Annotated in this window: 26 protein-coding genes and 2 tRNA genes; 18 read left to right on the top strand and 10 right to left on the bottom strand. The window is 57.7% G+C overall.

The genetic code is table 11. The features are described from left to right. Positions 1-119: 119 nt before the first annotated feature. The 3 genes from GOX75_RS02465 to GOX75_RS02455 are packed head-to-tail and all read left to right on the top strand — an operon-like array spanning position 120 to position 2,897. Positions 120-1,802 carry a TadE/TadG family type IV pilus assembly protein gene (locus tag GOX75_RS02465; protein WP_171120971.1) on the top strand — a complete coding sequence of 561 codons (1,683 nt, stop codon included), beginning with the start codon at positions 120-122 and terminating at the stop codon, positions 1,800-1,802. Beyond that, a complete protein-coding gene (locus tag GOX75_RS02460) occupies positions 1,799-2,329 on the top strand; it encodes a TadE/TadG family type IV pilus assembly protein (RefSeq protein ID WP_171120969.1) in 531 nt (176 codons plus the stop codon). The genes GOX75_RS02465 and GOX75_RS02460 overlap by 4 nt, the downstream gene beginning before the upstream one ends. 7 nt (positions 2,330-2,336) lie before the next feature. Next, the gene (locus GOX75_RS02455; protein WP_171120967.1) at positions 2,337-2,897 is read left to right on the top strand and encodes a TadE/TadG family type IV pilus assembly protein; all 561 of its coding nucleotides are present in this window, start codon (positions 2,337-2,339) and stop codon (positions 2,895-2,897) included. Between the two features lies 1 nt (position 2,898). Here the strand turns inward: GOX75_RS02455 and GOX75_RS02450 are convergent, their stop codons facing one another. Continuing rightward, on the bottom strand, positions 2,899-3,369 hold the full coding sequence (locus GOX75_RS02450) for a hypothetical protein (protein WP_171120965.1): 471 nt from the start codon (positions 3,367-3,369) through the stop codon (positions 2,899-2,901). Between the two features lie 158 nt (positions 3,370-3,527). On the opposite strand from GOX75_RS02450, the gene GOX75_RS02445 reads away from it, so the two are divergent. Next, entirely contained in the window at positions 3,528-4,439 is a 912-nt protein-coding gene (locus GOX75_RS02445; protein WP_171120963.1) for a pirin family protein, read from the top strand. Here GOX75_RS02445 and GOX75_RS02440 read toward each other — a convergent pair whose 3' ends face one another. Next, complete coding sequence (locus GOX75_RS02440) at positions 4,440-5,027, bottom strand: TetR/AcrR family transcriptional regulator (RefSeq protein WP_171120961.1); 588 nt, start codon at positions 5,025-5,027, stop codon at positions 4,440-4,442. Positions 5,028-5,124: 97 nt separating this feature from the next. Between GOX75_RS02440 and GOX75_RS02435 the strand changes: the two genes are divergently transcribed. The 6 genes from GOX75_RS02435 to GOX75_RS02410 all read left to right on the top strand — a co-directional run bounded on the left by GOX75_RS02435 (position 5,125) and on the right by GOX75_RS02410 (position 9,919). Then, positions 5,125-5,373: a hypothetical protein gene (locus tag GOX75_RS02435; protein WP_171120960.1), complete on the top strand. Its 249-nt coding sequence runs from the start codon at positions 5,125-5,127 to the stop codon at positions 5,371-5,373. A 114-nt stretch (positions 5,374-5,487) separates the two neighbouring features. After that, complete coding sequence (locus tag GOX75_RS02430) at positions 5,488-6,774, top strand: homoserine dehydrogenase (RefSeq protein WP_171120958.1); 1,287 nt, start codon at positions 5,488-5,490, stop codon at positions 6,772-6,774. A 70-nt stretch (positions 6,775-6,844) separates the two neighbouring features. Continuing rightward, positions 6,845-7,828 carry a class II fructose-bisphosphatase gene (gene glpX, locus GOX75_RS02425; protein ID WP_171120956.1) on the top strand — a complete coding sequence of 328 codons (984 nt, stop codon included), beginning with the start codon at positions 6,845-6,847 and terminating at the stop codon, positions 7,826-7,828. 78 nt (positions 7,829-7,906) lie between these two features. Next, a complete protein-coding gene (recJ, locus tag GOX75_RS02420; protein WP_171120954.1) occupies positions 7,907-9,649 on the top strand; it encodes a single-stranded-DNA-specific exonuclease RecJ in 1,743 nt (580 codons plus the stop codon). Positions 9,650-9,747: 98 nt separating this feature from the next. Then, positions 9,748-9,822 (top strand) — tRNA-Glu (locus GOX75_RS02415). A gap of 22 nt (positions 9,823-9,844) precedes the next feature. After that, positions 9,845-9,919, top strand: a tRNA-Glu gene (locus tag GOX75_RS02410). A 6-nt stretch (positions 9,920-9,925) separates the two neighbouring features. Here the strand turns inward: GOX75_RS02410 and GOX75_RS02405 are convergent. From GOX75_RS02405 to GOX75_RS02375, 7 genes are read right to left on the bottom strand one after another with little or no spacing between them, the layout of a single operon-like run. Beyond that, positions 9,926-11,767 (bottom strand): V-type ATP synthase subunit A, encoded by a 1,842-nt coding sequence (locus tag GOX75_RS02405; protein WP_171120953.1) that lies wholly within the window; start codon positions 11,765-11,767, stop codon positions 9,926-9,928. After that, positions 11,764-12,456, bottom strand: a complete 693-nt coding sequence (locus tag GOX75_RS02400; RefSeq protein ID WP_171120951.1) for a hypothetical protein — start codon at positions 12,454-12,456, stop codon at positions 11,764-11,766. The genes GOX75_RS02405 and GOX75_RS02400 overlap by 4 nt, the downstream gene beginning before the upstream one ends. A 1-nt stretch (position 12,457) precedes the next feature. After that, positions 12,458-13,135, bottom strand: a complete 678-nt coding sequence (locus GOX75_RS02395; RefSeq protein WP_171120950.1) for a hypothetical protein — start codon at positions 13,133-13,135, stop codon at positions 12,458-12,460. After that, the gene (locus GOX75_RS02390) at positions 13,135-13,578 is read right to left on the bottom strand and encodes an ATP synthase subunit C (RefSeq protein ID WP_170422131.1); all 444 of its coding nucleotides are present in this window, start codon (positions 13,576-13,578) and stop codon (positions 13,135-13,137) included. Before GOX75_RS02390 ends, GOX75_RS02395 begins: the two co-directional genes overlap by 1 nt. Continuing rightward, positions 13,575-15,371, bottom strand: coding sequence for a V-type ATP synthase subunit I (locus GOX75_RS02385; RefSeq protein ID WP_171120947.1), 1,797 nt, complete (start codon positions 15,369-15,371; stop codon positions 13,575-13,577). The genes GOX75_RS02390 and GOX75_RS02385 overlap by 4 nt, the downstream gene beginning before the upstream one ends. Further along, positions 15,368-15,973, bottom strand: a complete 606-nt coding sequence (locus GOX75_RS02380) for a V-type ATP synthase subunit D (protein WP_171120946.1) — start codon at positions 15,971-15,973, stop codon at positions 15,368-15,370. The genes GOX75_RS02385 and GOX75_RS02380 overlap by 4 nt, the downstream gene beginning before the upstream one ends. Further along, positions 15,951-17,312 carry a V-type ATP synthase subunit B gene (locus GOX75_RS02375; RefSeq protein WP_171120944.1) on the bottom strand — a complete coding sequence of 454 codons (1,362 nt, stop codon included), beginning with the start codon at positions 17,310-17,312 and terminating at the stop codon, positions 15,951-15,953. Before GOX75_RS02375 ends, GOX75_RS02380 begins: the two co-directional genes overlap by 23 nt. Positions 17,313-17,628: 316 nt before the next feature. Here GOX75_RS02375 and GOX75_RS02370 point away from each other — a divergent pair, with 316 nt between their 5' ends. The 8 genes from GOX75_RS02370 to GOX75_RS02335 all read left to right on the top strand — a co-directional run bounded on the left by GOX75_RS02370 (position 17,629) and on the right by GOX75_RS02335 (position 25,191). Further along, the gene (locus GOX75_RS02370) at positions 17,629-19,368 is read left to right on the top strand and encodes an ABC transporter substrate-binding protein (protein ID WP_171120942.1); all 1,740 of its coding nucleotides are present in this window, start codon (positions 17,629-17,631) and stop codon (positions 19,366-19,368) included. A gap of 81 nt (positions 19,369-19,449) precedes the next feature. Further along, positions 19,450-20,499 (top strand): ABC transporter ATP-binding protein, encoded by a 1,050-nt coding sequence (locus GOX75_RS02365; protein ID WP_171120941.1) that lies wholly within the window; start codon positions 19,450-19,452, stop codon positions 20,497-20,499. Continuing rightward, positions 20,499-21,575, top strand: coding sequence for an ABC transporter ATP-binding protein (locus GOX75_RS02360; protein ID WP_171120938.1), 1,077 nt, complete (start codon positions 20,499-20,501; stop codon positions 21,573-21,575). Before GOX75_RS02365 ends, GOX75_RS02360 begins: the two co-directional genes overlap by 1 nt. Next, positions 21,572-22,435 carry a carbohydrate ABC transporter permease gene (locus GOX75_RS02355; protein ID WP_170383538.1) on the top strand — a complete coding sequence of 288 codons (864 nt, stop codon included), beginning with the start codon at positions 21,572-21,574 and terminating at the stop codon, positions 22,433-22,435. The genes GOX75_RS02360 and GOX75_RS02355 overlap by 4 nt, the downstream gene beginning before the upstream one ends. Next, complete coding sequence (locus GOX75_RS02350; RefSeq protein ID WP_170410573.1) at positions 22,432-23,229, top strand: carbohydrate ABC transporter permease; 798 nt, start codon at positions 22,432-22,434, stop codon at positions 23,227-23,229. The genes GOX75_RS02355 and GOX75_RS02350 overlap by 4 nt, the downstream gene beginning before the upstream one ends. A gap of 8 nt (positions 23,230-23,237) precedes the next feature. Further along, positions 23,238-23,642: a DUF2160 domain-containing protein gene (locus GOX75_RS02345; RefSeq protein ID WP_171120936.1), complete on the top strand. Its 405-nt coding sequence runs from the start codon at positions 23,238-23,240 to the stop codon at positions 23,640-23,642. 66 nt (positions 23,643-23,708) lie between these two features. Further along, on the top strand, positions 23,709-24,104 hold the full coding sequence (locus GOX75_RS02340; RefSeq protein ID WP_171120934.1) for a BlaI/MecI/CopY family transcriptional regulator: 396 nt from the start codon (positions 23,709-23,711) through the stop codon (positions 24,102-24,104). Continuing rightward, complete coding sequence (locus GOX75_RS02335; protein ID WP_171120933.1) at positions 24,091-25,191, top strand: M56 family metallopeptidase; 1,101 nt, start codon at positions 24,091-24,093, stop codon at positions 25,189-25,191. Before GOX75_RS02340 ends, GOX75_RS02335 begins: the two co-directional genes overlap by 14 nt. A gap of 6 nt (positions 25,192-25,197) precedes the next feature. Here the strand turns inward: GOX75_RS02335 and GOX75_RS02330 are convergent, their stop codons facing one another. Next, entirely contained in the window at positions 25,198-26,601 is a 1,404-nt protein-coding gene (locus GOX75_RS02330) for an MATE family efflux transporter (RefSeq protein ID WP_254428675.1), read from the bottom strand. Between the last annotated feature and the right edge of the window lie 101 nt (positions 26,602-26,702).

Genomic DNA, 26,702 nt, shown 5'->3' with positions numbered 1-26,702 from the left:
ACAGGAAAAGGGCCTAATCTAAGGTTTTTTCGCCCAATTCCCGCCACGTTTCCCAGCTAATTTTCTGGCGTTAACTTTTCCTTAGCAGGGCCAAGCCACTGCTCAGCGAGGTCAGCACTATGATTAAGAACGCTATTGTCAGCGGATTTGGAAAATTTGGAAAAAAGAGTGCACCGGTCCGCGATTTCGCTGAACGCGAAGACGGGACGTTCACGATTTTCGTACTATTGGGTTTCTTGGTTATCTTCGCCACAACGGGGATGGGCGTCGATTTGATGAACTATGAGCGTGACCGCGCGAATTTGCAGTCAACGCTGGATCGCGCCGTGCTGGCTGCGGCCGACCTTGATCAGAAACTGCCCCCGAAAGAGGTTGTTGCTTCCTATTTGGAAAAAGCCGGATTGGAAGGCAAACTTGTCGGCGAACCCGTCGTGATTGAAGGATTGGGATCAAGAACCGTTTCGGCCACCGCCGAAACCGTCGTCAAAACGCATTTCATGAGCTTTTCGGGGGTCAACTCACTGACCGCACGCGCCGCGAGCACTGCGGAAGAATCAGTGGGTGCTGTCGAAATCTCGCTGGTCCTCGACATGTCGGGTTCGATGGACAACCCGTCGGCCGAAGCCGGCAAAACCAAGATCGAAGTTCTGCGGGATGCCGCGAAAGAATTCGTTACGCTGATGCTGTCGAAGCAAGACGCGACAGAAGTTTCCATGTCGATTGTTCCTTACGCGACGCAGGTAAATGCGGGCGAGGATATTCTGAGCAAGTTCAGCAATGTCACCTCTGAACACAGCTATTCGCACTGCGTGAACTTTTCGTCGACCCAATTTGACGACCCGTCAATGGATCCGACTTCGGCATTCCAGCGCACCGCGCATTTTGACCCGTTCCGCTACACCAATGGTGCAGAGCAATTTCCAAGATATCCTGTGTGCCCAACCCGCGTCGGCAGTGAAATTACGGCCGTCACAGACGATATCGACGTACTTCACAACCGCATTGATGCCCTGACCGCGAAAGGCAACACGTCAATCGACGTTGGAATGAAGTGGGGATCCGCAATGTTGGACCCAAAATTCAAGGGCATTATCAAAAGCTTGTCGACCGAAGGCGCGGTTCCTGTGAAATTCGACGACCGTCCGTTGCGCTATGAGGATGATGTTCTGAAAGTTATCATCGTCATGACCGACGGTAAGAACACGACGCAGTATATGCTGAATTCAAATTACCGCAGCGGCAATTCGAATGTCTGGTTCAACCCCGAATACGACCGGGGCGATGGTAAGTTGGGTGAATACAGTGTTCGCTATTCGACCAATCCGGATCGCTGGGTCTGGATGCAGCACACAGATGCGGCGGGCTATTATGTCACGGCAACGCATCCGTTTGGCAATCCGCCCGACGAAAACGCTTCGAACGAAGAAGTCGGCACATCTGTGCGCCTGACCTATCCTGAACTCTTCAAACTTGCTTCGACCTGGTGGAATGCCAAGAACAACTATTCCTGGCAGAACAACCACGAGAGTAACTGGCACTATAACATTCGCTCATCGGTGGGTGCGACAACCAAGAACACGCGCACCAGCAACATCTGCAGCGCTGCCAAAGACATGGGCGTGATCGTTTACGGTATCGCGTTCGAAGCACCGGACGAAGGTCTGACGACCATCAAGAACTGTGCGAGTTCGGACAGTCATGTCTACAAAGTCGACGAATTCGATGATCCAGAAGGTATTTCGCTGGGAGACGCCTTTGTCTCCATCGCTTCGTCGATCAAAAAACTGAGGCTGACACAATGAGCATGAAAGCCCTGGCAAAACTCCTGAAATTCCGAAAATCAGAGGCCGGCTCTGTGACGGTAGAGTTCGTGCTGATTTTCCCCGCGTTCCTGTTTTTCATCCTGAGCGCGGTGGAGTATTCGCTTGTCACCCTGCAGCAGGCGATGCTGGAGCGCGCGGTCGATCAGTCCGTTCGGGACATTCGCCTGGGCACAGGCTCAAACTTGACCCACGATCAGATCAAGGACTCGATCTGCAACAAGGCAATTATGGTCAGAGAGTGCGGGAAGAACCTGCGGCTCGAGATGATCATCCAAAACGCGTTTGTTGGCGTCGACCTGCCCCCTGCCCCGGATTGCACTGACAATTCCGAAGAAGTGAAGCCCGTGCGTCAATTCAAACAAGGCCAGTCCAACGAACTGATGATCCTGCGCGCATGCGCAAAAGTTGATCCGGTGTTCCCGACCTCTGCGATGGGTCGTGCGCTTTCGGACGAAACTGGCCAGATCGCGTTGACCGCGACCACAGCATTTGTTCAGGAGCCTTGATAGACCCATGTCCTTTCTGTCCAAGTTCAAAAAACTCTTCAGCCGCACCGCGCGTGACGAAAGCGGTCTGCTGACCGTCGAAGCTGTTTTGATATTCCCCATGCTGGTCTGGACTGTGACGGGGGCCTTTACTTTTTTCGACGGGTTCCGTCAAAGCGCGGCCAACCTGAAGGCGGCCTATACAATCGGCGACCTCATCTCGCGGGAAACTCAAACAGTTACGGACACCTATGTAGATTCTCTGTATGAGTTGATGCTGCGCATGGTCAACAATGGCTCGGAAATGAAGCTGCGGGTCACGCTCATTGTTTTTGATGAAGTGGATGATCGCCACTACGTCCGGTGGTCAACCGAACGTGGGTACAATCAAGTCTGGACCGACGGGAACATCAAGGACATGCGGGATAGCCTGCCCCCGATGCCCGATCAGGACACTTTGATTATCGTCGAAACAGCCAACAACTATGTACCTGTTTTTGGGTCCGGTTGGGTTTCTGACGATTATACGTTCCGCAACTTTGTGTTCACCCGCCCCCGTTTCACCAACGAGATCGCGGCTGACGTCTGATTTATGCTCTGTCTGCGATCATCGCAGACAGCATCTCGGACATGAACTTGGTTTCAGCAGCGGCGGTCATTCCTCCGATACCGACCCGACGCCCAAGTCGCCACCAAAGACCCGGTGCCCAGACGTTCTTTTCCTTGGAACTTGTCCGTACAAGAAATCCGTTTGATGGTTTGAACGCAAAGACCCCTCGGTCAACGGCCTCGACATCCCGAACGCGCGCAATGATACGCCCTGTTCCGGTGCGCAGCTCGGTCTGTGTCAGCTCAATCCAATCTTCGGTCGCATTCCACATGCGATACGCCAGCCAAAACGCAGCAGCGCCCACAACGATCAGGAACACCTGCCAATGGGGTTCGGGCGGCGCGGCCAAGGCCACGTACAGAACCATGGCACCGACCACGGCCAACATACCAACCCCAAGCCACCGCCTGGGCGTCGACGCTTTTACTGTGGCCAGAACTTCCTGCTGCATGTCCATCCCCTGCATGATTTCGACCGGGTTTAGCGGCTTTCCACGGCGAAAGACAGAGGCGGATTGACTACCAATTTTTGCACACAGCACGTGCCCAATCGCAAATTGACGCACATTGCGCACAGACTGCATGATCGACCAAGTAACAGGAGGCCGCGATGTCGCTACGACCCACTTTGGAAATCAGGAAATCCGTCCCGACGATGGAGGGCGCCGGCGTCAAGTTGCATCGTGCCTTTGGATTTCAGGACCCGTCCGAACTTGACCCGTTTCTTCTGTTTGACGATTTTCGCAACGAACACCCGCGGGATTATCAGGCTGGCTTCCCGTGGCACCCACATCGCGGGATAGAAACGATCACATATGTCTTGTCGGGAACAGTCGAGCATTCGGACTCTCTTGGAAATACCGGAACGCTGGGCGCAGGCGACGTGCAATGGATGACCGCAGGCTCGGGGATCCTTCACCAAGAGATGCCAAAAGGGAACGCTGTGGGTCAGATGCACGGGTTTCAACTTTGGGGAAACTTGCCGTCCGGCCAGAAAATGACGGCTCCGCGGTATCAGGATGTAGAAAGCAAGGACATTCCAGAGATCACGGATGACGATGGCACGACGGTCCGCGTCATCGTCGGCGAATTCTGGGGAAAGACAGGTCCCGTAGACGGCATCGCCGCCGATCCGCAGTATCTTGATATTCAGATCCCAGCCGGTGTGAAGAAAACGTTTCGCATCGACACCTACCGCAGGGCGTTTGCCTACGTTTTTCAGGGACAAGCGGCATTTGCGGATGCGTCTCAACCCACCGGGGTTCTGCTTGAAAAGGAAATCGCGGGGCAAGAGGTCAATATCCGCGATATGTCAGGCGACCGAACTTTGGTTCGTTTCGGAACCGGCGACGAGATCACGGTTCAGGCAGGTCCTGAGGGTGTGCGATTTCTGCTGATTTCCGGTGCGCCGATAGACGAACCAGTTGCATGGCACGGCCCGATTGTCATGAACACACGGTCCGAGCTTGAGCAGGCATTCCGGGAATTGCGCAACGGCACCTTCATCCGGCCCGCGCATTGATCAGGCGGTCACGGATCGCCGGACCATATCCCAATAGACCTGCTCGACTTCATCCAGCGAAAGGCGTCCGCCTGCGCGATACCACGTCATCACGCCGTTCAACATGGCAATGACGGCCAGGGTCGCCATCTTGGTGTCGGCGACCAAGAAGGCCCCTACCTCTTGCCCATCCTTTAGGATTTGTTCGAGCGAGTCTTCGTAAGCCCGGCGTAACGCCTCGATTTCACCGAAATTTTCGGGGGTCAGGTTGCGCAGCTCCATATAGGCAATGAACACCTCATCCGGACGCTCAAGATGGAACCGGATATGGAAACCGACAAACTGGCGCAGCGCCTCAAGGGCGGTCGCTGGCCTTTCAAGCTTTGCGTAGGTCGACAGAAGATCCTGCATGTGATCGTTCATTAGGCGATACAGAAGGCTCTGCTTGTCCGGCGTGTAATTATAAAGCGCGCCAGCCTGCACGCCGACGTCTGCCGCGATCTGGCGCATGGAAACTGCGGCATAGCCCTGCTGCGCGAACAGGCGCAAAGCCGCCTTTCGGATGCGGGGGCCGGTAATATCGGAATGGGAACCTTGTGTGCGTGCCATGCCCCAACCGTATATGAACGGATGTTCAGATAGAACCCCGCTTGAATGCCCACGGTAAAAAGTGCATCACGGGGGCAATGGTATTCGAAAGAGCAGTATGAAACCCCTGCCCCTGCTGATCCTGACCCTTTGCTGTGCGGCCTGTGCCGACTTTCCTGAGTTGGAAGGCAGCGAACCAGCCAGCCTGAAATCAGCGCGCTATCCAAAACTGATCCCCCTACAAGAAAGCCTTGGCCCTACGATCGACCCGATCAGCGAGGCATCCGAGGTAGAGGAAGAGCTTGAGACACGGCGCAAAGAGCTGCAGAAAAAGGCGGATCAGCTACAAAGCGAACAAATCAACTGACCAAGTGATTGCTGCGGCTCACCACGCATTGCACCCCTTCGCCGAACCCGCTAAGGCAGCGTTGAACGGGGCAACCCGGCATTAAAGAATTACGAGCGGAAAGGAACCCACGGGATGACACAGGCGCTGCGGCTTGGAATTGCGGGCTTGGGAACTGTCGGCGTGGGCGTCGTCAAGATCGTGCGCCGTCATGCGGACCTGTTGCAGGCGCGGACAGGCCGCCCTGTGGAAATCGTGGCAGTATCCGCGCGGGATGCGAGCAAGGACCGTGGCGTCAACCTGTCTGACTATGCTTGGGAAACCGACCCAGTCGCTTTGGCCAAACGCGATGATATCGACGTATTTGTCGAATTGATGGGCGGTGAGAATGGTCCCGCCAAAGCCTCGGTCGAGGCGGCGCTGACAAGTGGCAAGGACGTCGTCACCGCAAACAAGGCGCTGCTGGCAATCCACGGTCAGGAATTGGCGGAAAAGGCCGAGGCCGCTGGCCGCGTCATTCGTTTCGAAGCCGCCGTCGCAGGCGGTATTCCCGTCATCAAGTCCCTGACCGAAGGGCTTGCAGGCAACGAGATTACACGCGTGATGGGGGTGATGAACGGCACCTGTAACTATATCCTGACGCGAATGCAGTCGCAGGAACTTGGCTATAACGCTCTGTTCGAGGAATGCGCGCAGTTGGGATATCTTGAGGCCGACCCAAATCTAGACGTCGGCGGAATCGACGCCGCACACAAGCTGGCCCTGCTGTCCTCAATCGCTTTTGGCACCAAGCCGAATTTCGACGGGATCGAGATCGAAGGCATCCAGCAAATCAGCCTCGATGACATTCATCAGGCGGATGATATGGGATACCGGATCAAGCTGCTGGGCGTCGCACAACGAACCGCGCGCGGGCTGGAACAGCGGATGCAGCCCTGTCTGGTACCCAGCGGTTCACCTTTGGGACAGCTCGAAGGCGGAACGAACATGGTCGTGATCGAAGGCGACGCAGTGGAACAGGTTGTTCTGCGCGGCCCCGGCGCAGGCGAAGGACCCACGGCCAGCGCTGTGATGGGTGATGTCTGCGATCTGGCACGCGGACTGCAAATTCCGACGTTTGGGCGCCCAGCTACATCGCTTCAGGATGCAGCCCCGGCGATCACGGGCCTGCCTGCCCCCTATTATCTGCGTCTTGCGTTGTTCGACAAACCCGGCGCGCTGGCTAAAGTTGCCGCTATTCTGGGCGATGCAGGTGTGTCGATCGATCGGATGCGCCAATACGGGCATTCCGAAAGCACCGCGCCGGTTTTGATCGTTACGCACAAGACAACGCGTGCCACGCTCGACGTTGCGCTGGATGGCTTCCGCGAGACAGACGTTGTTGCCGGAGAGCCTGTCGCCCTGCGGATCGAAGAGGTTTGACCCTTGCGGCCTGCCCAAAACGCAGGCTATGCCCAAAACAACGCCGATACTGAGTTAAGGATACTGAAAAATGAGTGCTGCCAAGATTGATTTCAACGACCGCCTGCTGTCACTGGGCCTAGCGCGGGTGGCAGAACAGGCCGCACTCGCGTCGGCATCTCTGGTGGGTCGCGGGGACGAAAAGGCTGCGGATCAGGCTGCTGTGAACGCCATGCGTGAACAGTTGAACCTGCTGGACATCGCAGGTGTCGTTGTCATTGGTGAGGGCGAGCGTGACGAAGCACCAATGCTGTATATCGGTGAAGAGGTTGGCACCGGCAACGGCCCCGGTGTTGATATCGCGCTGGACCCGCTGGAAGGCACCACGCTAACCGCCAAGGACATGCCCAACGCGCTGACTGTAATCGCAATGGGTCCGCGCGGTTCGATGCTGCATGCTCCTGACGTCTACATGGACAAGCTTGCCGTTGGCCCGGGCTTCCCCGAGGGTGTCGTCAGCCTGGACATGAGCCCGCGTGAACGGGTTGAAGCGTTGGCCAAGGCCAAGGGGTGTGAACCCGCCGACATCACCGTCTGCATTCTTGAGCGCCCCCGGCACGAGGCCATGATCGCCGAGGTGCGCGAGACCGGCGCGTCCATCCGTCTGATCACCGATGGTGACGTTGCGGGCGTGATGCACTGTGCCGAAAGCGAAGTGACCGGCATCGACATGTATATGGGTCAAGGCGGCGCGCCCGAGGGTGTGCTGGCTGCGGCTGCCTTGAAATGCATGGGCGGTCAGATTTTTGGCCGCCTGCTGTTCCGCAACGATGACGAACGCGGACGAGCGGCCAAGGCGGGTATCACCGATCTGGACCGTGTCTATGCGCGGGATGAGATGGTGACAGCGGACGTCATCTTTGCCGCGACTGGCGTGACCGGAGGATCGCTGTTGCCGCGCATCAAACGCGAGCCAGGCTGGGTTGAGACCACCACCCTGCTGATGCGGTCGAAAACCGGGTCGGTTCGGCGCATGTCCTACCGCACGCCAATGTGGTCGCACGACAACGCGTAACCGCGTGCGCAAGTCGATCCATACAATAACAAAGGCCGGGTCCGCGAGGGTCCGGCCTTGGCATATCAGGGGCAGGTCATGAGCTTTTTAGGGGTTGAACAGTCTTTGTCCGGGCGGCGCTGGGTCGGCCCTTCGGCAGATGTGGAACGCGCGACCGAGATGCTGGTGCAACAAGCGGGCCTGCCGCGTGCGGTCTGTCAGGTTTTGGCCCGGCGTGGTGTTCCGGCGATGGAGGCCCCCGGATTTCTGGACCCCAAGCTGAAAGAATTATTGCCCGATCCCCGCGCGATGAAAGACATGGAAGCCGCCGCGACCCGGTTTCTGGCGGCGGTACGCGCCAAGCAGCGGATTGCCGTCTTTGCCGATTACGACGTGGATGGCGGCAGCTCGGCCGCTTTGTTGCTGGTCTGGCTGCGGCAGATGGGGCTTCAGGCAACGCTCTATGTCCCCGACCGGATTGATGAAGGCTATGGCCCCAACGTACCCGCCATGCAGGACCTGGCCGCCAATCACGACCTGATCATCTGCGTTGATTGCGGCACCATCAGCCATGAACCGATTGCGGCGGCCAAGGGTGCGGATGTGATCGTTCTGGATCACCATTTGGGGGGCGAGACCCTGCCCGATTGCGTGGCAGTCGTGAACCCGAACCGGCAGGACGAAAGCGGCGATCTTGGCTATCTCTGTGCGGCGGGCGTGGTGTTCCTGATGCTGGTCGAGGCGGGGAGGCAACTGCGCGAGGCCGGAGTTAAGGGGCCTGACCTGATCTCACTGTTGGATCTGGTGGCGCTGGCGACGGTTGCCGATGTGGCTCCTCTGATCGGGGCGAACCGGGCGCTGGTACGGCAGGGGTTGAAGGTGATGGCCCAGCGGCAGCGGCCCGGTCTGGTGGCCCTGTCGGATGTGGCACGGATGGATTCGGCCCCCAACAGCTATCACTTGGGGTTCCTGCTGGGGCCACGTGTGAATGCCGGTGGGCGGATTGGTCAGGCCGATCTGGGCGCGCGGCTACTTAGCACCGAGTCGCAGCACGAAGCCGAAGCGCTGTCCCAGCGACTTGATGAACTGAACACCGAGCGCCGCGACATCGAAAACGCCGTGCGCGCAGCCGCCATGGAACAAGCTGCAGAACGCGGCTTAGATGCACCCTTGGTCTGGGCAGCAGGTGAGGGCTGGCATCCGGGCGTCGTCGGCATCGTCGCCTCGCGCCTGAAAGAGGCCGCGAACCGCCCTGCCATCGTGATCGGCTTTGACGGAGATGAGGGCAAAGGCTCGGGCCGTTCTGTCTCGGGCGTTGATCTGGGTGCGTCGATTCAGCGACTGGCTGCCGAGGGGCTGCTGGTCAAAGGCGGCGGGCACAAAATGGCCGCCGGTCTGACCGTGATGCGCGATCAGTTAGAACCGGCCATGGCGCGGCTGTCTGAACTTCTGGCCAAACAAGGCGCGGGCGACAGCGGCCCGGCGGACCTGAAACTGGACGGCACATTGATGCCGGGCGCAGCCACAGTGGACCTTATCGAACAGATCGAAAAGGCAGGTCCATTTGGGGCAAGTGCCCCTGCCCCACGGTATGCCCTGCCTGATCTACAAGTGCGCTTTGCCAAACGAGTGGGCGAATCTCATCTCAAACTTTCGCTGTCCGATGGCGTAGGCGCCGGGTTGGACGCCATCGCGTTCGGAGCGTTCGACGGGCCGATGGGCGAAAAGCTGTCCAACCATGGCGGCGCGCGGTTCCATTTCGCCGGCAGGCTTGAGGTCAACACATGGGGCGGACGGCAATCTGTGCAGCTTCGGCTGGAGGATGCAGCCGAGGCCAATTAGGCCAGCACCCGGCCCCGCCAAAAAACTTTCACATCCCTGCATTTTTCGGCTTGCGGGGGTGATAGGTAAACCGTAAAAGGCGCTCCACAAGCTAACGTGGCCCGTTCGTCTATCGGTTAGGACGCCAGGTTTTCAACCTGGAAAGAGGGGTTCGATTCCCCTACGGGCTACCACTTGTGCTTGTATCGCCTAAATGGCCCGTTCGTCTATCGGTTAGGACGCCAGGTTTTCAACCTGGAAAGAGGGGTTCGATTCCCCTACGGGCTACCATTTCCCTTACACTCCGAATTTTTCGCGACACAGATCTTCTATCTGACCCCAAGTCGATTTGAATTCCGGCGTGTTTTCAGCCGCATAGTGGAAGTTCTTCATCAATCCCGTCAGCTGCGTAAAGACCTGTCGAACCTCGGCTTTATTGGCGAATTCGGCGGTGGATTGTGTCACGCCATAGACCAGCTTGAAAGTCATCTTCTGCCTATCAAGCGGTACGGTCGCGTCCACCTTATCGAACGCATCTTGTTGCAGATAGACCATGTCCACGAACAGCGCCTTTTGCTGGGTGACGAAATCCTCGATCGTGACGCCCTCTTCGCCTGTCACCTGCATCATCTGGTCGACCTGTTCGCCCTTTTCGATCAACGCCAGAAGATCACGAACCTTGCTGGTCCAACCCGCCTCGGCGTTCTTGTCATACCAGTCGGACAACTGGTCCAGATAGCGCGACCAACTGAGCATCGGATCGACCGCAGGGTAAAACCGCTTATAGGCACGTTCGGAAGACAGACCGAGGAAACATTTAACCGTCGACAAGGTCGATTGCGTGACCGGTTCGTCAAAGTTGCCTCCGGCGGGTGAGACCGTTCCAATCAGGGTCAGGCTGCCCAGCGCGCCGTCATTAGTTTTCAATGCGCCCGCGCGTTCGTACAACCCCTTGATCGAGCTTTCCAGATAGGCCGGAAACCCTTCTTCTCCGGGGATTTCTTCCAACTTGCCCGAGGTCTCTCGCATAGCCTGTGCCCAGCGGCTTGTGCTGTCGGCAATCAACAGAACATCATACCCCATCTGGCGATAGTACTCTCCCAGTGTGATGCCGGTGAAAATCGACGCCTCACGCGCCGCAACGGGCATCGAGGACGTGTTGCAGATTATGATCGTCCGGTCCATGAGGCTACCACCCGAGGTCGGGTCAGTCATCTTTGGAAATTCGCTAATGGTTTCAACCACCTCGCCCGCGCGCTCTCCGCAGGCGACGACGATGACGATGTCTACCTTGGCGTTTCGCGCGATCAGGTTCTGCAACACTGTCTTACCGGCACCAAACGGTCCCGGAATACAGGCTGTTCCACCCCGGGCAATAGGAAAGAACGTGTCGATCAGGCGCTGAGATGTCAGGACCGGTTCGGTTGGATAAAGCCTTTCGGACAGCGCGCGTTTCAGAACCCCTTCGGGCAATGGACGTCGCACCGGCCATTTCTGTGAAAGGGTCAGAGTATGCTCTCCGCCCTGTTCGTCCTCAAGCCGCGCCACGATATCGTGGATCGTAGCCGCGCCCTTCTGGACCCAGACAACCTTATAGTCGCCGACCCAGTTGAACGGCAGCATGATTTTGTGTTCGAACCTGCCCTCGGGCACCGTTCCGATACTGTCCCCTGATCGAACACTATCACCAACTTTGACGGACGGTGAAAACGACCACTTTGCCTGATCGTCCAACGGGGCCACATCCGCACCGCGCGGCAGGAAAGTGCCAAACTCAGCCGCGACTTTCGGCAAAGGGGACTGCAGACCGTCAAACACCTGACCCAACAATCCCGGCCCAAGTTCGACCGACAGCAACTGCCCCGATTGCTCCACCGGATCGCCCACCGCAACGCCATCCGTGCTTTCATAGACCTGTACGTCCGCTGTTTTCCCACGCACACGCAGAACTTCGGCCTTCAGGCGTTCCTGTCGACCTCCGGGGCCGAGGCGAGTCGGCAAAATAAACACCACCTCGTTTTTGATCAACTGCCCGGGGCGACCTTCTGCGTCCGGTTTTGCTTCGATCTGAACCAGCCCCTCCTGGACCGAGACAACACGGGCGGTGGCTGTTTGGATAGCGGGGGTTGGGGCGGTCATGCGTAAGCTCCCTCAAAGTCGATATCAGCGACGTCGGCCATGGCCTGTTGCGCCAGTTTGTCAAATCGTGTTGCCGCCTCCTGCGCGCTGCTTTGCGCCCAACGGTCAAAAATATTCCAGATCAGCACATAGATCGCCACGGCCTCAAAATCGAAAAGATGTCGTGCGACGTGGCGCTTTAACTGCCTGTGACTAATCGACAAAAGCAGCCTTTCCAGCCCCAGTGGATCGTTGGATTCCAGCAATTGACGCGCGTCTTTGATCCAAGGCATTGCCGCATCCAACCCGAAACCGGGGTCATTCCAATGGGCAGGGATATGGCGGCTCCATCGTCCAAACCCCAAAGGCGTCGCAGGCGGTGGTTCCCCTCGATGCCGAAGTCGCAACGCGGCAACTACGGTGCGCAAGTCCATCCGTTCGATAAGCAACTTTTTCAATGTCGGTTGCGGGATGTTATCCAGTGCCTTCCTGCAGCGCGCAATCGCTTGATCGTCCGTGACATCCATGTCGTAATCGTTCCAGTTCAGAGCGTGCTCCAACACGCGCAGAACCCGGGCATCTTCGGGTGCCAGCGCCTTCAACCGTCGATCCAGCCGCAGTCGCGACAGAGGCGGCTGCTTGGCCACAAACAACCGCTCCGAGCCCGGCAAACTGCTGATCAGCGCGATATAGGCGTCCGGGTCCGACATGTCAGCGGATCACGCCTTCCAGCACGGCGCGGAATCTGGGTTGCAGATGCTCCATCAACAGCGAGGCCACGGCTTTGTCGGTGAGGTCCAGAACAACGCCCTGCTCCTCGGCCTGAATGCGAATGCCATCCTGCGTATCGTCTGACGCGTGCAGCTCGACTTGTTCCCGCAGCATTTCGGCGGTCAAACCCAGCACATACTTGGTCAATTTACCAGACTGGATATCGTCGGCGTTCTGCTTGATATCTTCCTGAGTGGCCACTTTCGCGGGCAGGATCACCTGCACTTTACCATCCAGCTTGGCACCTGCTGCGGCCCGCCCAACAACCTCAAGGATCATCTGTTTCAGCATCTCGGGATCAGCCATTTCCTTGGTGACAAGGCGCTCGACATCCTTGCGGAAACGGTCGGTCAGGCCAGCTTTCATCGTCAAAACGGCATCGCGCATCGCGGTATTCAGCGCCTCTTCTCCAGCCGCGCGGTAATTGTCCGAGTCGGCGCGGGCTTTCTTCTGATGCGCCTCAGCCTCGTGCTTGGCATCTGCAAGGATCTTGGCGGCCTCAGCCTTGGCCTCGGCGCGTAGCTTCTCGGCCTCGGCCTGACCTGCGGCAACGCCGTCATTTCGCAGCTTGTCGATCAGGGCATCAACACCATGAGAGATCATTCCATCCTGTGCCATCAGCTAATCCCCGCGCTGATGACCAAGGCAAATACGAAGGCGAAAACGCCAAACCCTTCGATGATCGCCGCCGGAGCAAGCGCCAAGCCGAAGATTTCTGGTTTCTCTTTTGTTGCATTGATTGCCGCGGCGCAGGCCCGTCCTTGCCAGATGCCGCAATACATCAGCGCAATGCCCGATAGGATGCCGATCCCGAACAACCCGCCCGCATTTTCGGGCGTCACATCCCGGTTCAGGGTAAACATGATGACAATCCCGTAGATCACCATCGTTGACGGAAATGCCGAGACACCGACGAACCGACCATAGCCGCCTTCGGTTTCAGTCATCGCTCCGATGCTGGCCTGCCCAGCGATTGCGCACCCAATGGCACTTGCCGCCGCGCCCAACGCCATTGGCGCGTAAATACCCAGCCAACCCAATGTCAATACAAGCTCATTCATTCCTGTACCTCCTTGCGGGCGAACGGGCGAAAGACGATGCCTTCATCCGGCAGACCCCATTTAAAGAATTCGATATAATTGAGACGCAAACCGTGAACGACACCGCTCATCATCGCGAGGGCGAAGTTCAGAATATGACCGACGATCAGGATCAACAGCCCGAACAGAATGCCCGGCCCCTTCATCGCCTGCATCACCGAAACCGCCAAATCATTGAACGTGATCGCAAGCGACGCCGAGGCCAGACCCAGCGCAAACAGACGCATATAGCTCAGCACATCGCCAAATGCCCCCATCGCACCAGCAAGGCTTTGTAGCCCATCTATCAGCCGCCACAGCCAGTCGATTGGTTTACGCACCACCCGCTCGCTTGAAAACAGGACAATGGCCAGAACACCCGCAGCCAATACAATCGAGCCCGGCAGCATCGTCCCACCCTTCATATAGCTGAGCCACAGAATAAACCCACCAATCAAGGCTCCGATCCAGCCAAGGTTTGCAACGGCCCTCCGCTGCCCCCACGCCGCGCGCGCGGCCAAAGCATTTGCCAACACCAGATGCAATACGCCCACTACGATCGAGATCATCATCATCGCACCAAAGTTGTTGAGGTCCAGTATCTTGAGCTTGGCCCAAACCGTGCCTTCGGCTGGTGATGCACCGAAATAGCTGCCGACCAACACACCGTAGATGATCGTAGCGCTGGAAATCATCACTCCATATCGGCGCCAAGACCTTTCGCTCGGCGTTTTTCCCATGCGTTTCCAGAATGCCAAAAGACCCAGCAGAATGACCGCTCCGTACCCTGCATCCGCCACGATCATGGCAAAGAAAAGCGCGAATGAGGCCGCGACGATAATGCTCGGGTCCCAGTCCTTGTACCCCGGCACCTGATAGAACAACGCAAGATCAACGGCCGCGCTTCGGTCCTCCGGTTGCTCCAGCAGAGTCGGTGGATTGTCATCCGGCCCCGGTTCTTCAATCAGAACAGCGGCATCTTTGGATTTGGCCATGTCCAGAACGGCTTCGATACGGTCTTCGGGCACCCAGCCTTGCAAGGCGAACATCGCCTCTGCGTCGCGGACCTTCTGGGTCGCATGAGCCAGTTCTGCGGCGCTTTCTGCTGCCGACAAGTTACGGCGCATCAGGGTCAGATAACGTGTTTGGGCAACCCGTTCAGCCTCCAACGCCTCAATCGCGATCTCGGCTTCTTCCAGTTGCGCTTCCAATTCGTGAATCGGCAAAGAACCGGTATGCGTACGCGGCACCGGCAGGATATCATCGCCCGGATCATCGGGCGCGATCAGAACGGCGTAAATGTACCGATGGTCCTCCTGCAAAATCGCCCAGGGCAGATTGATGTTTGACAATGCATCGCGATGTTTCAGGGGAAGCTGATAGAACCATAGCCGATTACCCGCCAGCACATCGGTCGGCGGAAAATCCAGGTCCCCCCAAGAGCGAACCTGCGCGATCCGGTAGGTCAGAAAATCCCGGCGATCCGTCATATCGCGGGTGCGCTGCATCAGGTCCAACACGTCACGCACGAACTGATCCATATCGAACACCGGATCACGCTGTATCTGTCGGCGCGGCTCTGGCACATCCGTCAAAAAGCGCAGCGCCTTATACGCATTGCGCGCGCCGCGCTCGCTGATCTTTTCCGGCTCGGATGGCGGAGGCGCAAGCGGCAGCACATGCATACAGCCCAGCTCCTGCAGCGCCTCTAACGTGTCGCCCTTATGCGCGGCAGGTCCGACGAGGGACAGTTTCTTCAGCCGCGCAACGCTCATGTCAGCGCCTCCTGCGCGTGTTTGCGCTTGGAGATTTTCGAGCGCACAACCGCCTGCATCTGCTCATCGCTCAGGTAGATGCGGATTTTCTTGATATTGGCCTTGGCGCGCGGGATCAGAACCTTTTCGAACAGGTTAACCCGCTGCGTGATCGTGGCCACGGCCTTGTCAAAGATGCGCACCCGTTCCTCGGCGACTTTAACGCGCAACCGCGCCTCAATCATGTCATGCAACAGGCCGGCAGCGGCATCGACCCAATGCGGTTTCGCCAACACCGAATAGGGCCGCACAGCAACTTCGATCCGGTCTAGGTCGGGCATCTTGACGCCGACCACGTTGACCTCTTTCAACCTATAATCCTTCAGCTCAACAAGCCCGTCCAGATCAACCCCCTGCTGCGCCAGCATCGGCAGTTTTTCCCCGACCTGCTGCGCCAGATCATGCACCTCTTGCTGCAAGCGTTGGACGTCTTCGCGGGCTTTGGCACGTTCCGCCATCAACTGCTGGCGTTTGAGGTCCAGCGACGGCAGGAACCGCTCATAGCTTTTCAGCTGGGTCTGCTGGCGGGCCAGCGACGATTTATTCAGCTGCAACCGCGCCATCGGTATCCTTTGGGAAATACTTCTCGACCAAGGCCTGCTTCATCAGCAACTGATCAGGCTGGAAACACTCGGCCAGCGTCTTCCACCCCAGATCCAGCGCGTCCTCAAGCGGGATCGAGACGTTGATATCCATGAACCGCTTGCGAAACAGCGCGCCGAATTTCAGCAATTGGTGATCGTAATCCGACAGATCAAACGCCATCGCCTGTTTCTGCGAGGCGTCTCGGCTTTCGGAATAGAACCGGATCATCGTATTCATGATCTGCCCGTGATCCTCGCGCGTGGTCTTGCCGATCACGTTCTGCTTGAGGCGCGACAGGCTGCCGAACGGGTCGATCACCCCCGAATGCAGGTAAAACTGCCCCTCAGTGATATAGCCCGTGTTATCTGGCACCGGATGGGTTACGTCATTGCCGGGCATTGTCGTCACGGTCAGCACCGTGACCGAGCCGCCCTTGGCGTAATCACACGCTTTCTCATACCGCCGCGCGAGTTGGGAATAGAGATCTCCCATATAACCGCGCTGCGACGGCACGCGTTCCTGACTGATCCCCACCTCTTTCATTGCATCCGCATAGGCGGTCATATCGGTCAACAGCACCAGCACGCGCTTGCCCTCTTCCACCGCGAATTTCTCGGCCACCGCCAGCGCCATATCTGGCACCAACAGCCGTTCCACCAGCGGGTCCATCGCCTGATTGACGAACATCACCGTTCGCGAGAACACGCCCGCATCCTCGAACGAGGTCCGGAAGGTGTGGTAATCGTCAAAGATCAGCCCCAACCCGCCAAAGACCACGATATCGGCATCAGCCTGAATACCGATCCGACTGAGGAACGCATTGAACGGCTCGCCCGAGACCGAAAAGATAGGGATTTTCTGGCTTTCGACTAGTGTGTTGAACACGTCGATCATCGGCACGTCGGTGCGGATCATCTTGTTGGGCACAGCCCGCTCCGAGGGGTTCACCGTTGGCCCACCAATGTCGATCCGCGGCTCGGAGGACAGGTCCGGCCCACCGTCGATCGCCACCCCTGCCCCGTCAAAGACGCGGCCCAGAATGTTGGCCGAATAGGGCGTCTGCATCGGGTGGCCCAGAAAGGTCGCGGTTGCCTCGGTCGAGATACCCTTGGTGCCGGAAAACACCTGTAGGGTCACAACATCGCGGTCGATGAAAATCGCCTGCGCCAGCGTCTTGTGCCCGTCCACCGTTTCGATCACGGCCAGGTCGTTGAACCGAACCGCCGCATCGGCTTCGCCGTCCAGCGGGACCCTGACCTTGATCGTGTCCCCGACAATTTCCAGAACACGAGTGTACTTCAAAAGACTTTGGGACATCGTCGAACCTCAGTCGTCTAAAAGAAATAGAGAATTCACTGGACAAGATATCCGCTCGAAACCAGTGAAATCACGATCAGCTTACAAAGAATCAAGGACTTGGCAAGGAAAGATAAACATGAGGACCGAATGAGGCGCGCTTTAATCCGCGGCCTCCTCAGACTGCGCAAGAACGATGCGTTTCCAATGTAAAACAATTACTTAACGAGAAACTATGCCATTTACTAAAAAATTAGTTTGACAGCTAAGCGCGAAATCGCTGATGCTGTTCGTCATCCGGTCAATACCGGAACTCATAATCTTTGGGAGGAGACAGATGCGGAGACATCTACTTTCCGCAGTGGCGGCGGCTGCCGTCATTGCGGGGCACGGCCCTGCTTGGGCTGACGAAGCCGCAGCACAACGTTGGATTGATGACGAATTCCAGCCATCAACGCTGTCGAAAGACGAGCAGATGGGTGAGATGAAGTGGTTCATCGAAGCTGCACAGCCCTATGCCGGCATGGAAATCAACGTCCTGTCAGAGGGTATCCCAACCCATTCCTATGAATCCGAGGTTCTGACCAAGGCGTTCGAGGAAATCACCGGCATCAAGGTCAACCACCAGATCCTCGGTGAGGGTGAGGTGGTTCAGGCTGTTCAAACTCAGATGCAAACCGGACGTAACCTGTATGACGGCTATGTCAACGACAGTGATCTGATCGGCACCCACTCGCGTCTGCAACTGGCCTATCCGCTGACAGACATGATGGAAGGCGACTGGGCGGCGACAACTTCGCCGACACTGGATCTGGATGACTTCATGGGCATTCAGTTCACCACCGGTCCCGATGGTAAGTTGTACCAATTGCCTGACCAGCAGTTCGCCAACCTTTACTGGTTCCGCAAGGACTGGTTCGACGACGAAGCAAACAAGGCGGCCTTCAAAGAAAAGTACGGCTACGACCTGGGCGTTCCGGTCAACTGGTCGGCATACGAAGACATCGCCGAATTCTTCACCAACGACGTGAAAGAAGTCGACGGCGTCGCTATCTATGGCCACATGGATTACGGCAAGCGTGCGCCTGACCTTGGCTGGCGTATGACCGACGCATGGCTGTCAATGGCCGGTGCCGGTGACGTGGGCGAGCCGAACGGTGTTCCCGTCGACGAATGGGGCATCCGCATGGAAGCGGGCACTTGTAATCCTGTTGGTGCGTCCGTTTCGCGCGGTGGCGCTGCAAACGGCCCGGCTGCGGTCTATGCGATCCGCAAGTGGGACGAATGGCTGCGCAACTATGCGCCTCCGGGTGCGGCGTCTTATGACTTCTACCAGTCGTTGCCCGCGCTCAGCCAAGGCAACGTGGCACAGCAGATCTTCTGGTACACCGCCTTTACCGCCGACATGGTGAAGCCGAAATCCGAAGGCAACAACACCGTGGATGACGAGGGCACGCCGTTGTGGCGGATGGCCCCCAGCCCGCATGGCCCCTATTGGGAAGACGGCCAGAAGGTTGGCTATCAGGACGTGGGGTCGTGGACCTTCCTGAAATCGACCCCCGAAAATCGTGCTCAGGCGGCTTGGCTTTACGCTCAGTTCGTGACGTCGAAGACTGTTGATGTGAAGAAGTCCCATGTGGGTCTGACCTTCATCCGCGACAGCTCGGTCAACCACGAGTCGTTCACCGAACGTGCACCCAAGCTGGGTGGTCTAGTCGAGTTCTACCGCTCGCCTGACCGTGTGGCATGGTCGCCGACCGGCATCAACGTGCCGGACTATCCGAAGCTGGCCCAAATCTGGTGGCAGCAGATCGGTGATGTGAACTCGGGCGCGTTCACTCCGCAAGAGGCGATGGACCGTCTGGCCGAGGAAATGGACATCACCATGGCCCGGATGCAGGCTGCGGATGAAAGCGCCGGTGTCTACGGCGGCTGTGGTCCGCGTCTGAACGAACCGCAAGATCCTGCCTTCTGGTTGGAGAAAGCCGGTTCGCCAAAGGCCAAGTTGGAAAACGAAAAGCCGCAAGGCCAGACTGTCAACTATGACGAGCTGGTGGCGCGCTGGCAGGCCAACTAAGCCAATGAAACCGGGGATGCCGTGCGCGGCATCCCCACACCAAGACCAGTGCACCGCACTGAAGGACCGGAACCCACGGACATGATCGAACTTCAAGACGCCACCAAACGGGTTGGCAACGTCATCCACATCAAGCCCACAAACCTGACGCTTCAGACCGGCCATTTCAATGTGCTGTTGGGCGCGACGGGATCAGGCAAGACCTCTCTGATCAAGATGATGGCCGGGCTGGACCCGATCGCCTCTGGCAAAGTGCTGATGGACGGGCAGAACGTGACCCGGCTGAACACGCAAAAACGGCAGATCAGCCTCGTCCACCAGTTCTTCGTGAACTACCCGCATATGACTGTATTCGACAACATCGCCTCGCCGCTGCGCGTGGCGGGCATGGCGAAATCCGAGATCGAGGGCCGCGTGGAAGAGGCAGCCGATCTGCTGCAACTGCGCCCTATGTTGCACCGCCGCCCGCATGAGCTGTCGGGCGGGCAGCAGCAACGTACTGCGCTGGCCCGCGCAATTGCCAAGGAAAGCCGCGCGGTGTTTCTGGACGAACCGCTGGCCAACCTCGACTACAAATTGCGCGAAGAACTGCGCGAGCAGTTGCCCGATCTGTTCGCCGGGCGCGGGGCCGTGGTGGTCTATGCGACCTCAGAACCCGAAGAGGCGTTGCTGCTGGGCGGCTACACCGCCCTGATGGAAGATGGACGTGTGACGCAGTTCGGCCCGACCGCAGATATTTATCGCAACCCCGAAAACATCGCGGCTGCGCGCGTCTTTTCAGACCCGCCGATCAACGTGGCGCGCATCACCGTATCAGGCACGCAGGCGCAGCTTGCAGGTGGTGGAGGCTGGGCAGTCTCGGACATGGCCGATGGCGAATACATGGTCGCCGTCCGCCCGCACCGGGTGACCCCATTCCGCACATCTGACATCGATGTAGAACTGACGGGCCGCGTGATCGTGACCGAGCTTTCGGGCTCGGATTCCAGTGCGCATTTCCAACATGGGGACGACGCCTGGGTGTCATTGGCGGCAGGTGTGCACCCTTATCAGGTTGGCGAAGACCATAGTTTCTACATGAATCCAGCGCATTGCCGGTACTTCAGCCAAGACGGAAAAAGGGTTGTCTAATGGCTCAGATCAAGCTTTCAAACCTTAGGCACAGCTATATGCCGGCCCCGAAAGGTCCCGAGGACTATGCACTGAAGGAAATCGACGTGACGTGGCGCGATGGCGGGGCCTATGCGCTGTTGGGTCCGTCGGGTTGCGGCAAGTCAACTCTGCTGAACATCATCTCGGGCCTGCTGACCCCATCCGAGGGGCAGATCCTGTTCGATGGTCAGGACGTGACCGCCCTGCCCCCTGATCAGCGCAACATTGCGCAGGTGTTCCAGTTTCCGGTGATCTACGACACGATGACCGTAGGCGAAAACCTGGCCTTTCCGCTGAAGAACCGGGGAGTCGATCCTGCAACCATCAAGCGCCGCGTCGATGAGATTGCCGAGATGCTGGACGTCACGGACATGCTTAACACCCGCGCCAGCGGCCTGAGTCCGGACAACAAGCAAAAGATCTCGATGGGGCGCGGGCTGGTCCGTGATGACGTGAACGCGGTGATGTTCGACGAACCGCTGACCGTTATTGACCCGCACCTGAAATGGAAACTTCGGTCCAAGCTGAAAGAGCTGCACCAGCGCGTCAAAGCGACGATGATCTACGTGACCCACGACCAGACCGAGGCGCTGACCTTTGCCGACGAAGTGGTGGTGATGCAGGAAGGCGAAGTTGTGCAGATTGGCACGCCGGTTGAACTGTTCGAGCGGCCCCAGCACACGTTTGTCGGCCATTTCATCGGATCGCCCGGCATGAACGTTCTGCCCTGCGAGGCCAAAGGCGACCGCGCCGTTTTCGAAGGCCACGAGGTCATGCTGGAAGGCCCCACTCACGGCGACGGAGGTCGCACCGATCTAGGCATTCGCCCCGAGTATGTGGGTTTTGGCGACACCGGAATCCCGGCCCATGTGACCAAAGTGGCTGATATCGGCCGCCACTATGTGATCAGCGCCATGGTCGGCAATACGGCCCTGAAAGCGGTGACGGAACACAGTGTGCCCGAGCCGGGATCAGAGGTCTTTCTGCAATTCAAACCAGAACAATCCCGCGTCTACCGCGACGGCTGGATCGCAACCGAGGAGCGGTCGCAATGAGAACGGAAAACCAAAAAGCGTGGTTCTTTGTCCTGCCTGTGCTGGCACTGGTCGCATTCAACGCGCTGGTGCCGATGATGACGGTAGTCAACTATTCGGTGCAGGAAACCTTTGGTAACAACCAGTTCTTCTGGGAAGGGCTGGGCTGGTTCGAACAAATCCTGCGTTCGGACCGGTTCCAAGCGGCCCTCGGTCGGCAGTTCCTCTTTACCTTCCTGATCCTGCTGATCGAGGTGCCCTTGGGCATCATCGTGGCCCTGTCTATGCCCCGCAAAGGGTTCTGGGTGCCGGTCTGTCTGGTGCTGATGGCCCTGCCGATGCTGATCCCGTGGAACGTGGTTGGCTCGATGTGGAACATCTTCACCCTGCCGAAAATCGGCCTGATGGGATATTTCCTGAATGACGTTCTAGGCATCAACTATGACATGACGCAACAGCCCCTGTCGGCCTGGATCACGGTCATCGTCATGGATGTCTGGCACTGGACTTCGCTGGTGGTGCTGCTGTGTTATGCGGGCCTCGTGTCGATCCCGGATGCCTATTACCAAGCCGCCAAGATCGACGGAGCCAGCCCGTGGTCGGTGTTCCGCTATATCCAGCTTCCCAAGATGAAAACCGTTCTGACCATCGCCGTCCTGCTGCGCTTTATGGACAGTTTCAACATCTATACCGAGCCCTTCGTTCTGACTGGAGGCGGCCCCGGCAATTCGACCACCTTGCTGTCGATCGACCTTGTGAAGATCGCGTTGGGACAGTTCGACCTTGGCCCTGCAGCTGCGATGAGCCTGATCTATTTCGCCATCACGCTGCTGGTCTCATGGCTCTTCTACACTCTGATGACAAAGGATGACGCGCAATGAAGAAGCGGTCCCTTATCCCGATCCTGTATATCGCGTTCCTGATGCTGCCGATCTATTGGCTAGTGGCGATGTCCTTCAAGACCACGAACGAGATCCTGTCGGGCTTTTCCCTGTTTCCACAGACCTTTACGCTGGACAATTACATCACGATCTTTACGGATCCGACGTGGTACTGGGGATACATCAACTCAATCACCTATGTGACCCTTAACACAGTACTTTCGGTCTGCGTTGCCCTGCCCGCGGCCTATGCGTTCTCGCGCTATCGGTTCCTGGGTGACAAGCAATTGTTCTTCTGGCTGTTGACCAACCGCATGGCTCCGGCAGCCGTGTTCGCGCTGCCCTTCTTTCAGCTTTATTCGTCGATCCACCTGTTCGACACCTATCTGGCTGTGGCGCTGGCGCATACGCTGTTTAACGTGCCACTGGCGGTGTGGATTCTGGAAGGTTTCATGCGCGGCATCCCCAAGGAACTGGACGAAACCGCCTATGTCGATGGCTATTCCTTCCCGCGTTTCTTCGTGACGATCTTTCTGCCCAACATCAAAGCGGGCGTGGGTGTGGCGGCGTTCTTCTGCTTCATGTTCTCGTGGGTCGAGATGCTGTTGGCCAAGACGCTTACGGCGGTTGAGGCCAAACCCATCGCCGCTGTGATGACCCGCACCGCCTCCAGCGCTGGGTATGAACTTGGCCTGCTGGCAGCCGCCGGGACGCTCACCATTATCCCCGGCGCCATCGTCATCTGGTTTGTCCGCAACTACATCGCGCGCGGGTTCGCGATGGGCCGTGTGTGAGGTTCGATATGCGTAAACTACTACTTACCCTCCCCTTCCTGCCTTCATCGGCCTTCGCCCAAGCCAAAGCCGGTTGGGGCAATGTCGGACAGGAAGAAGAGAAAGGTTTTTCCTGGACGGATCCCCTTTGGCCCGATTTTTGGATGGCATGGACGCCGGCCACACTGGCCGTGTTTGTTGGCATCTTCTCAGCTATTGCTTTGATCGGCGTCCTCGAAGCCACCAAGTACCGCGACGGGATCGAACGGCGCGGCGTTCTGGGCCTGACGACCACACTGGGCGATCGTCTATTCATCACCCTATTGGGATCGGCCTACATCTTTCTTGCCTGGCTGGGGTTCGTGGGACAGCCCGTCTGGACACCGCTGTTCCTGTCAATCGGCTGGGGTATTTTCGTCTTCTGGAAAGTTTGAGCTTTGCGAAACAGCGAAAGGATGCTTGTCTGTCAGGCATACTAAAAAATGCGACACGAAAGACCGATGCGAAAGAAAAAAACAACAAACCTGCTGACCGAAGTAGAGCTCGAGTTCATGAATGAGCTTTGGGCACTTGGTCAGGGCTCGGTCCGTGACGTGCTTGATCGTCTGCCTGCTGAACGCAATCTCGCTTATACATCCGGCGCTACCATCCTGCGTATTCTCGACGAGAAAGGCTTTGTCGAAAGCCGCAAGGACGGAAAGACGCTGATCTATACGCCGCTTCTGGAGAAAGACAGGTATCAGGCCCGGTCGTTGCAGAACCTGTCACGAACTTTGTTCGACGACACACCTGCCACACTTGTCGCGCGTCTGGTGGACGACGCCGGCCTTAGCGAAGCCGATCTAGAGGAAATTCGGGCATTGGTAGAAAGGAGACTGCAAAATGACGGCGGTTAAACCGGTTCTCGATGCCTATCTCGAACTGAACCTTGTACTTGTTCTGGCAGCATTTGTTTGGTTGGCGGTCAGAGCTGCCCTTGCAAAGACGCCTTTGCAACATGGGTTTGTAATCCAGCTTCGTGCGCTTAAGGCGCTGTGCCTGTGCGTTGTTCTCAGTCCTGCGCTTGCCCTTGGCGTTTTCGCACTGGCCGCTCAGACATCGGCCCGCGGTGTTGTCGCGATCGGCGATATCGCTGTCGCCGCTTATCTGCGAGGCGATATTGCCATGCCAGCCACTCAGTTTGAGGCGCTGCTCAACACACGTCAGCGCTGGGGCGATCTGGTCTTCTCGGGCGAGTATCCGGTTGTGTCTGCTGTGATTGTCCTTCTTGCAATCATATCGGTGGGGTACGCGGTTCGGATTGCGTATGACGCTTTGGCGATACGCAACACGATCAACAGCAGCTATCTATGGCGGCGTTCTGCCAAGGTAGATATCCGGCTATCTGATCGCATCGCCGTACCTTTTGCGGTGCGCGGTCTGCGCCGACGCCATGTAGTCTTGCCCAGCCATCTTCTTGATACCCCGCGCGAATTGCGCTTTGCGCTGGCACATGAGTTGCAGCACGTGCGCGCCGGAGATGTCGAGTGGGAACTGGGTTTTGAATTGATGCGCCCGCTCCTGTTCTGGAACCCGGCCTATGTTGTTTTGAAATACCAGTTTGACCGGCTCCGCGAACTTGCTTGCGACCAATCCGTTGTTGCCCGCAGGGGTATCAATGCGCGTGACTATACAACCTGTCTATTGGACTATTGCGCCAGAACCGTTGTTCAAGGAAGCCCACGCGTCTTGAACGTAGCCTTGGTAACGGGAGGCAAGGCAAAACGAGTGCTGCGTCAACGGGTAATCGCCTTGGCCGAAGCACCCTCGGTTCAATCTTCCATGCCGCTTCTGTTTCTCGGCCTGACAATCGCGTTTGCGATGGTGCTTGGATTGGCCGCAGCCTCGGTGCGTCAGGCAGATGATTGGAGCCACGACCGCATCATGCTGTCCACTGTGGTGAACCTTGAAAGGTTGGAAGCGCGCAGCAGTCAGTCCGACTGACCTTGCCTACCAACCGCGCCGTCCAAATAGGGCCTGAAGCCGTTTTTGTCCCGAAAACGGATCAACTGGCTGAGGTTCCTTCAATCGCGACACGACGCGGCGGACTAAAACGATACAGATCGCCGCGAATATGACGCCCCCCAGTGCCTGCCCGATCAAAACGCCGGGCGCGCCTGCGATATAGGCACCAGCCACGGCGAATGGCCAGGTTCCCAAAGTGTGTCGCCCCCAGTTGACCCAGGTCGAATACACGGGGTGACCCAAATTGTTAAAGCTGGCATTGGAGACGAAAATCACCCCATTGAAGAATGACGCAAGCGCCAGAGGCCCGCAGAAAAGATAGATCAAGACCCGCGTTTCCCCCTGCGCGCGGAACAAGTCCGCGATAGGTGCGCGTAGGAAATACAGCGTTGCAGCCATGAGGCAGACATAGACGGCCGTAAACTTGACCCCGGACCAAAAGGTTTCTTTTACGCGGTCGTGTTGTCCGGCTCCGAAATTCTGCCCTACGATCGGCCCGATTGCCCCTGACAGGGCAAAGATGACCGAGAATGCAACAGGTATCAACCGTCCGATCACGGCCATACCGGCAACGGCGTCTGTGCCAAATTGGGCGATTTCACGGATGACGATTGCATTTCCCACCGGGGTTGCCACATTCGTCAAAACAGCAGGCACAGCAATTGCCCGTACCGAGCGGAAATCGCCAAGAACCTGTTGAATCGACGGGCGCGCAAACGCGCGGTGCACACGCACGGCGGGCCTGATCGCAGCGATCAACATGCAAATACGTGCGATCACTGACGCAATGGCCGCACCGTCCAGACCGAGCCCCACAGCGAAAATCAGGATCGGGTCCAGGACAGCGTTTGTGATCCCACCATAAATCGTCGCCATCATCGAACGCCGGGCGTCCCCGTTCGCGCGCAGAACGGCCATGCCAGCCATCGCCATGGCCATGACCCACATGGTCGGCAAAATGATCGACACGTAGCGCGCCGCCAGACGCAGCACCTCACCTTCTGCCCCCAAGGCAGACAGAAGAAAGCGTATGTTAATCATCACGATGGCGGACACGATTAAACCAAACAATATGCCCAGAATAGCAACACTGGTCGCGAACTGCCTTGCACGTTCGGGCCGCCCAGCACCCAGTTCTCGCGCCACCAACGCACCTGCGGCGATCGAAAGACCGACATTAACGGAATTCGTAAAAAACAGCAGAGTGCCCGCGTATCCCACGGCCGCGGCCAGCGCGTCATTACCCAGCATCGAAATGAAAACCATATCCACGAAGTCGACGGCAAAAATTGCCATCAACCCGATACTAGTGGTCAGCGACATCCGTGTGACGTGCCGCATCAGGCTGCCTGTCAGAAAAACAGCCTTGCCCGACGATCCTGATTGCATGTGCTCGATGTCCCCCCGCTTGCGACTGCAATTTGCCAGCGGACACCGCGATTAAGCAACCGTTTATTAGGGCTATCCGGTCTTTTGCGGTCTGCGGTACC

Origin of the sequence: Ruegeria sp. HKCCD7251 (assembly GCF_013031165.1) — a bacterium.
GTDB lineage: Bacteria > Pseudomonadota > Alphaproteobacteria > Rhodobacterales > Rhodobacteraceae > Ruegeria.
This window is presented reverse-complemented; position numbering and strand designations above follow the sequence as displayed.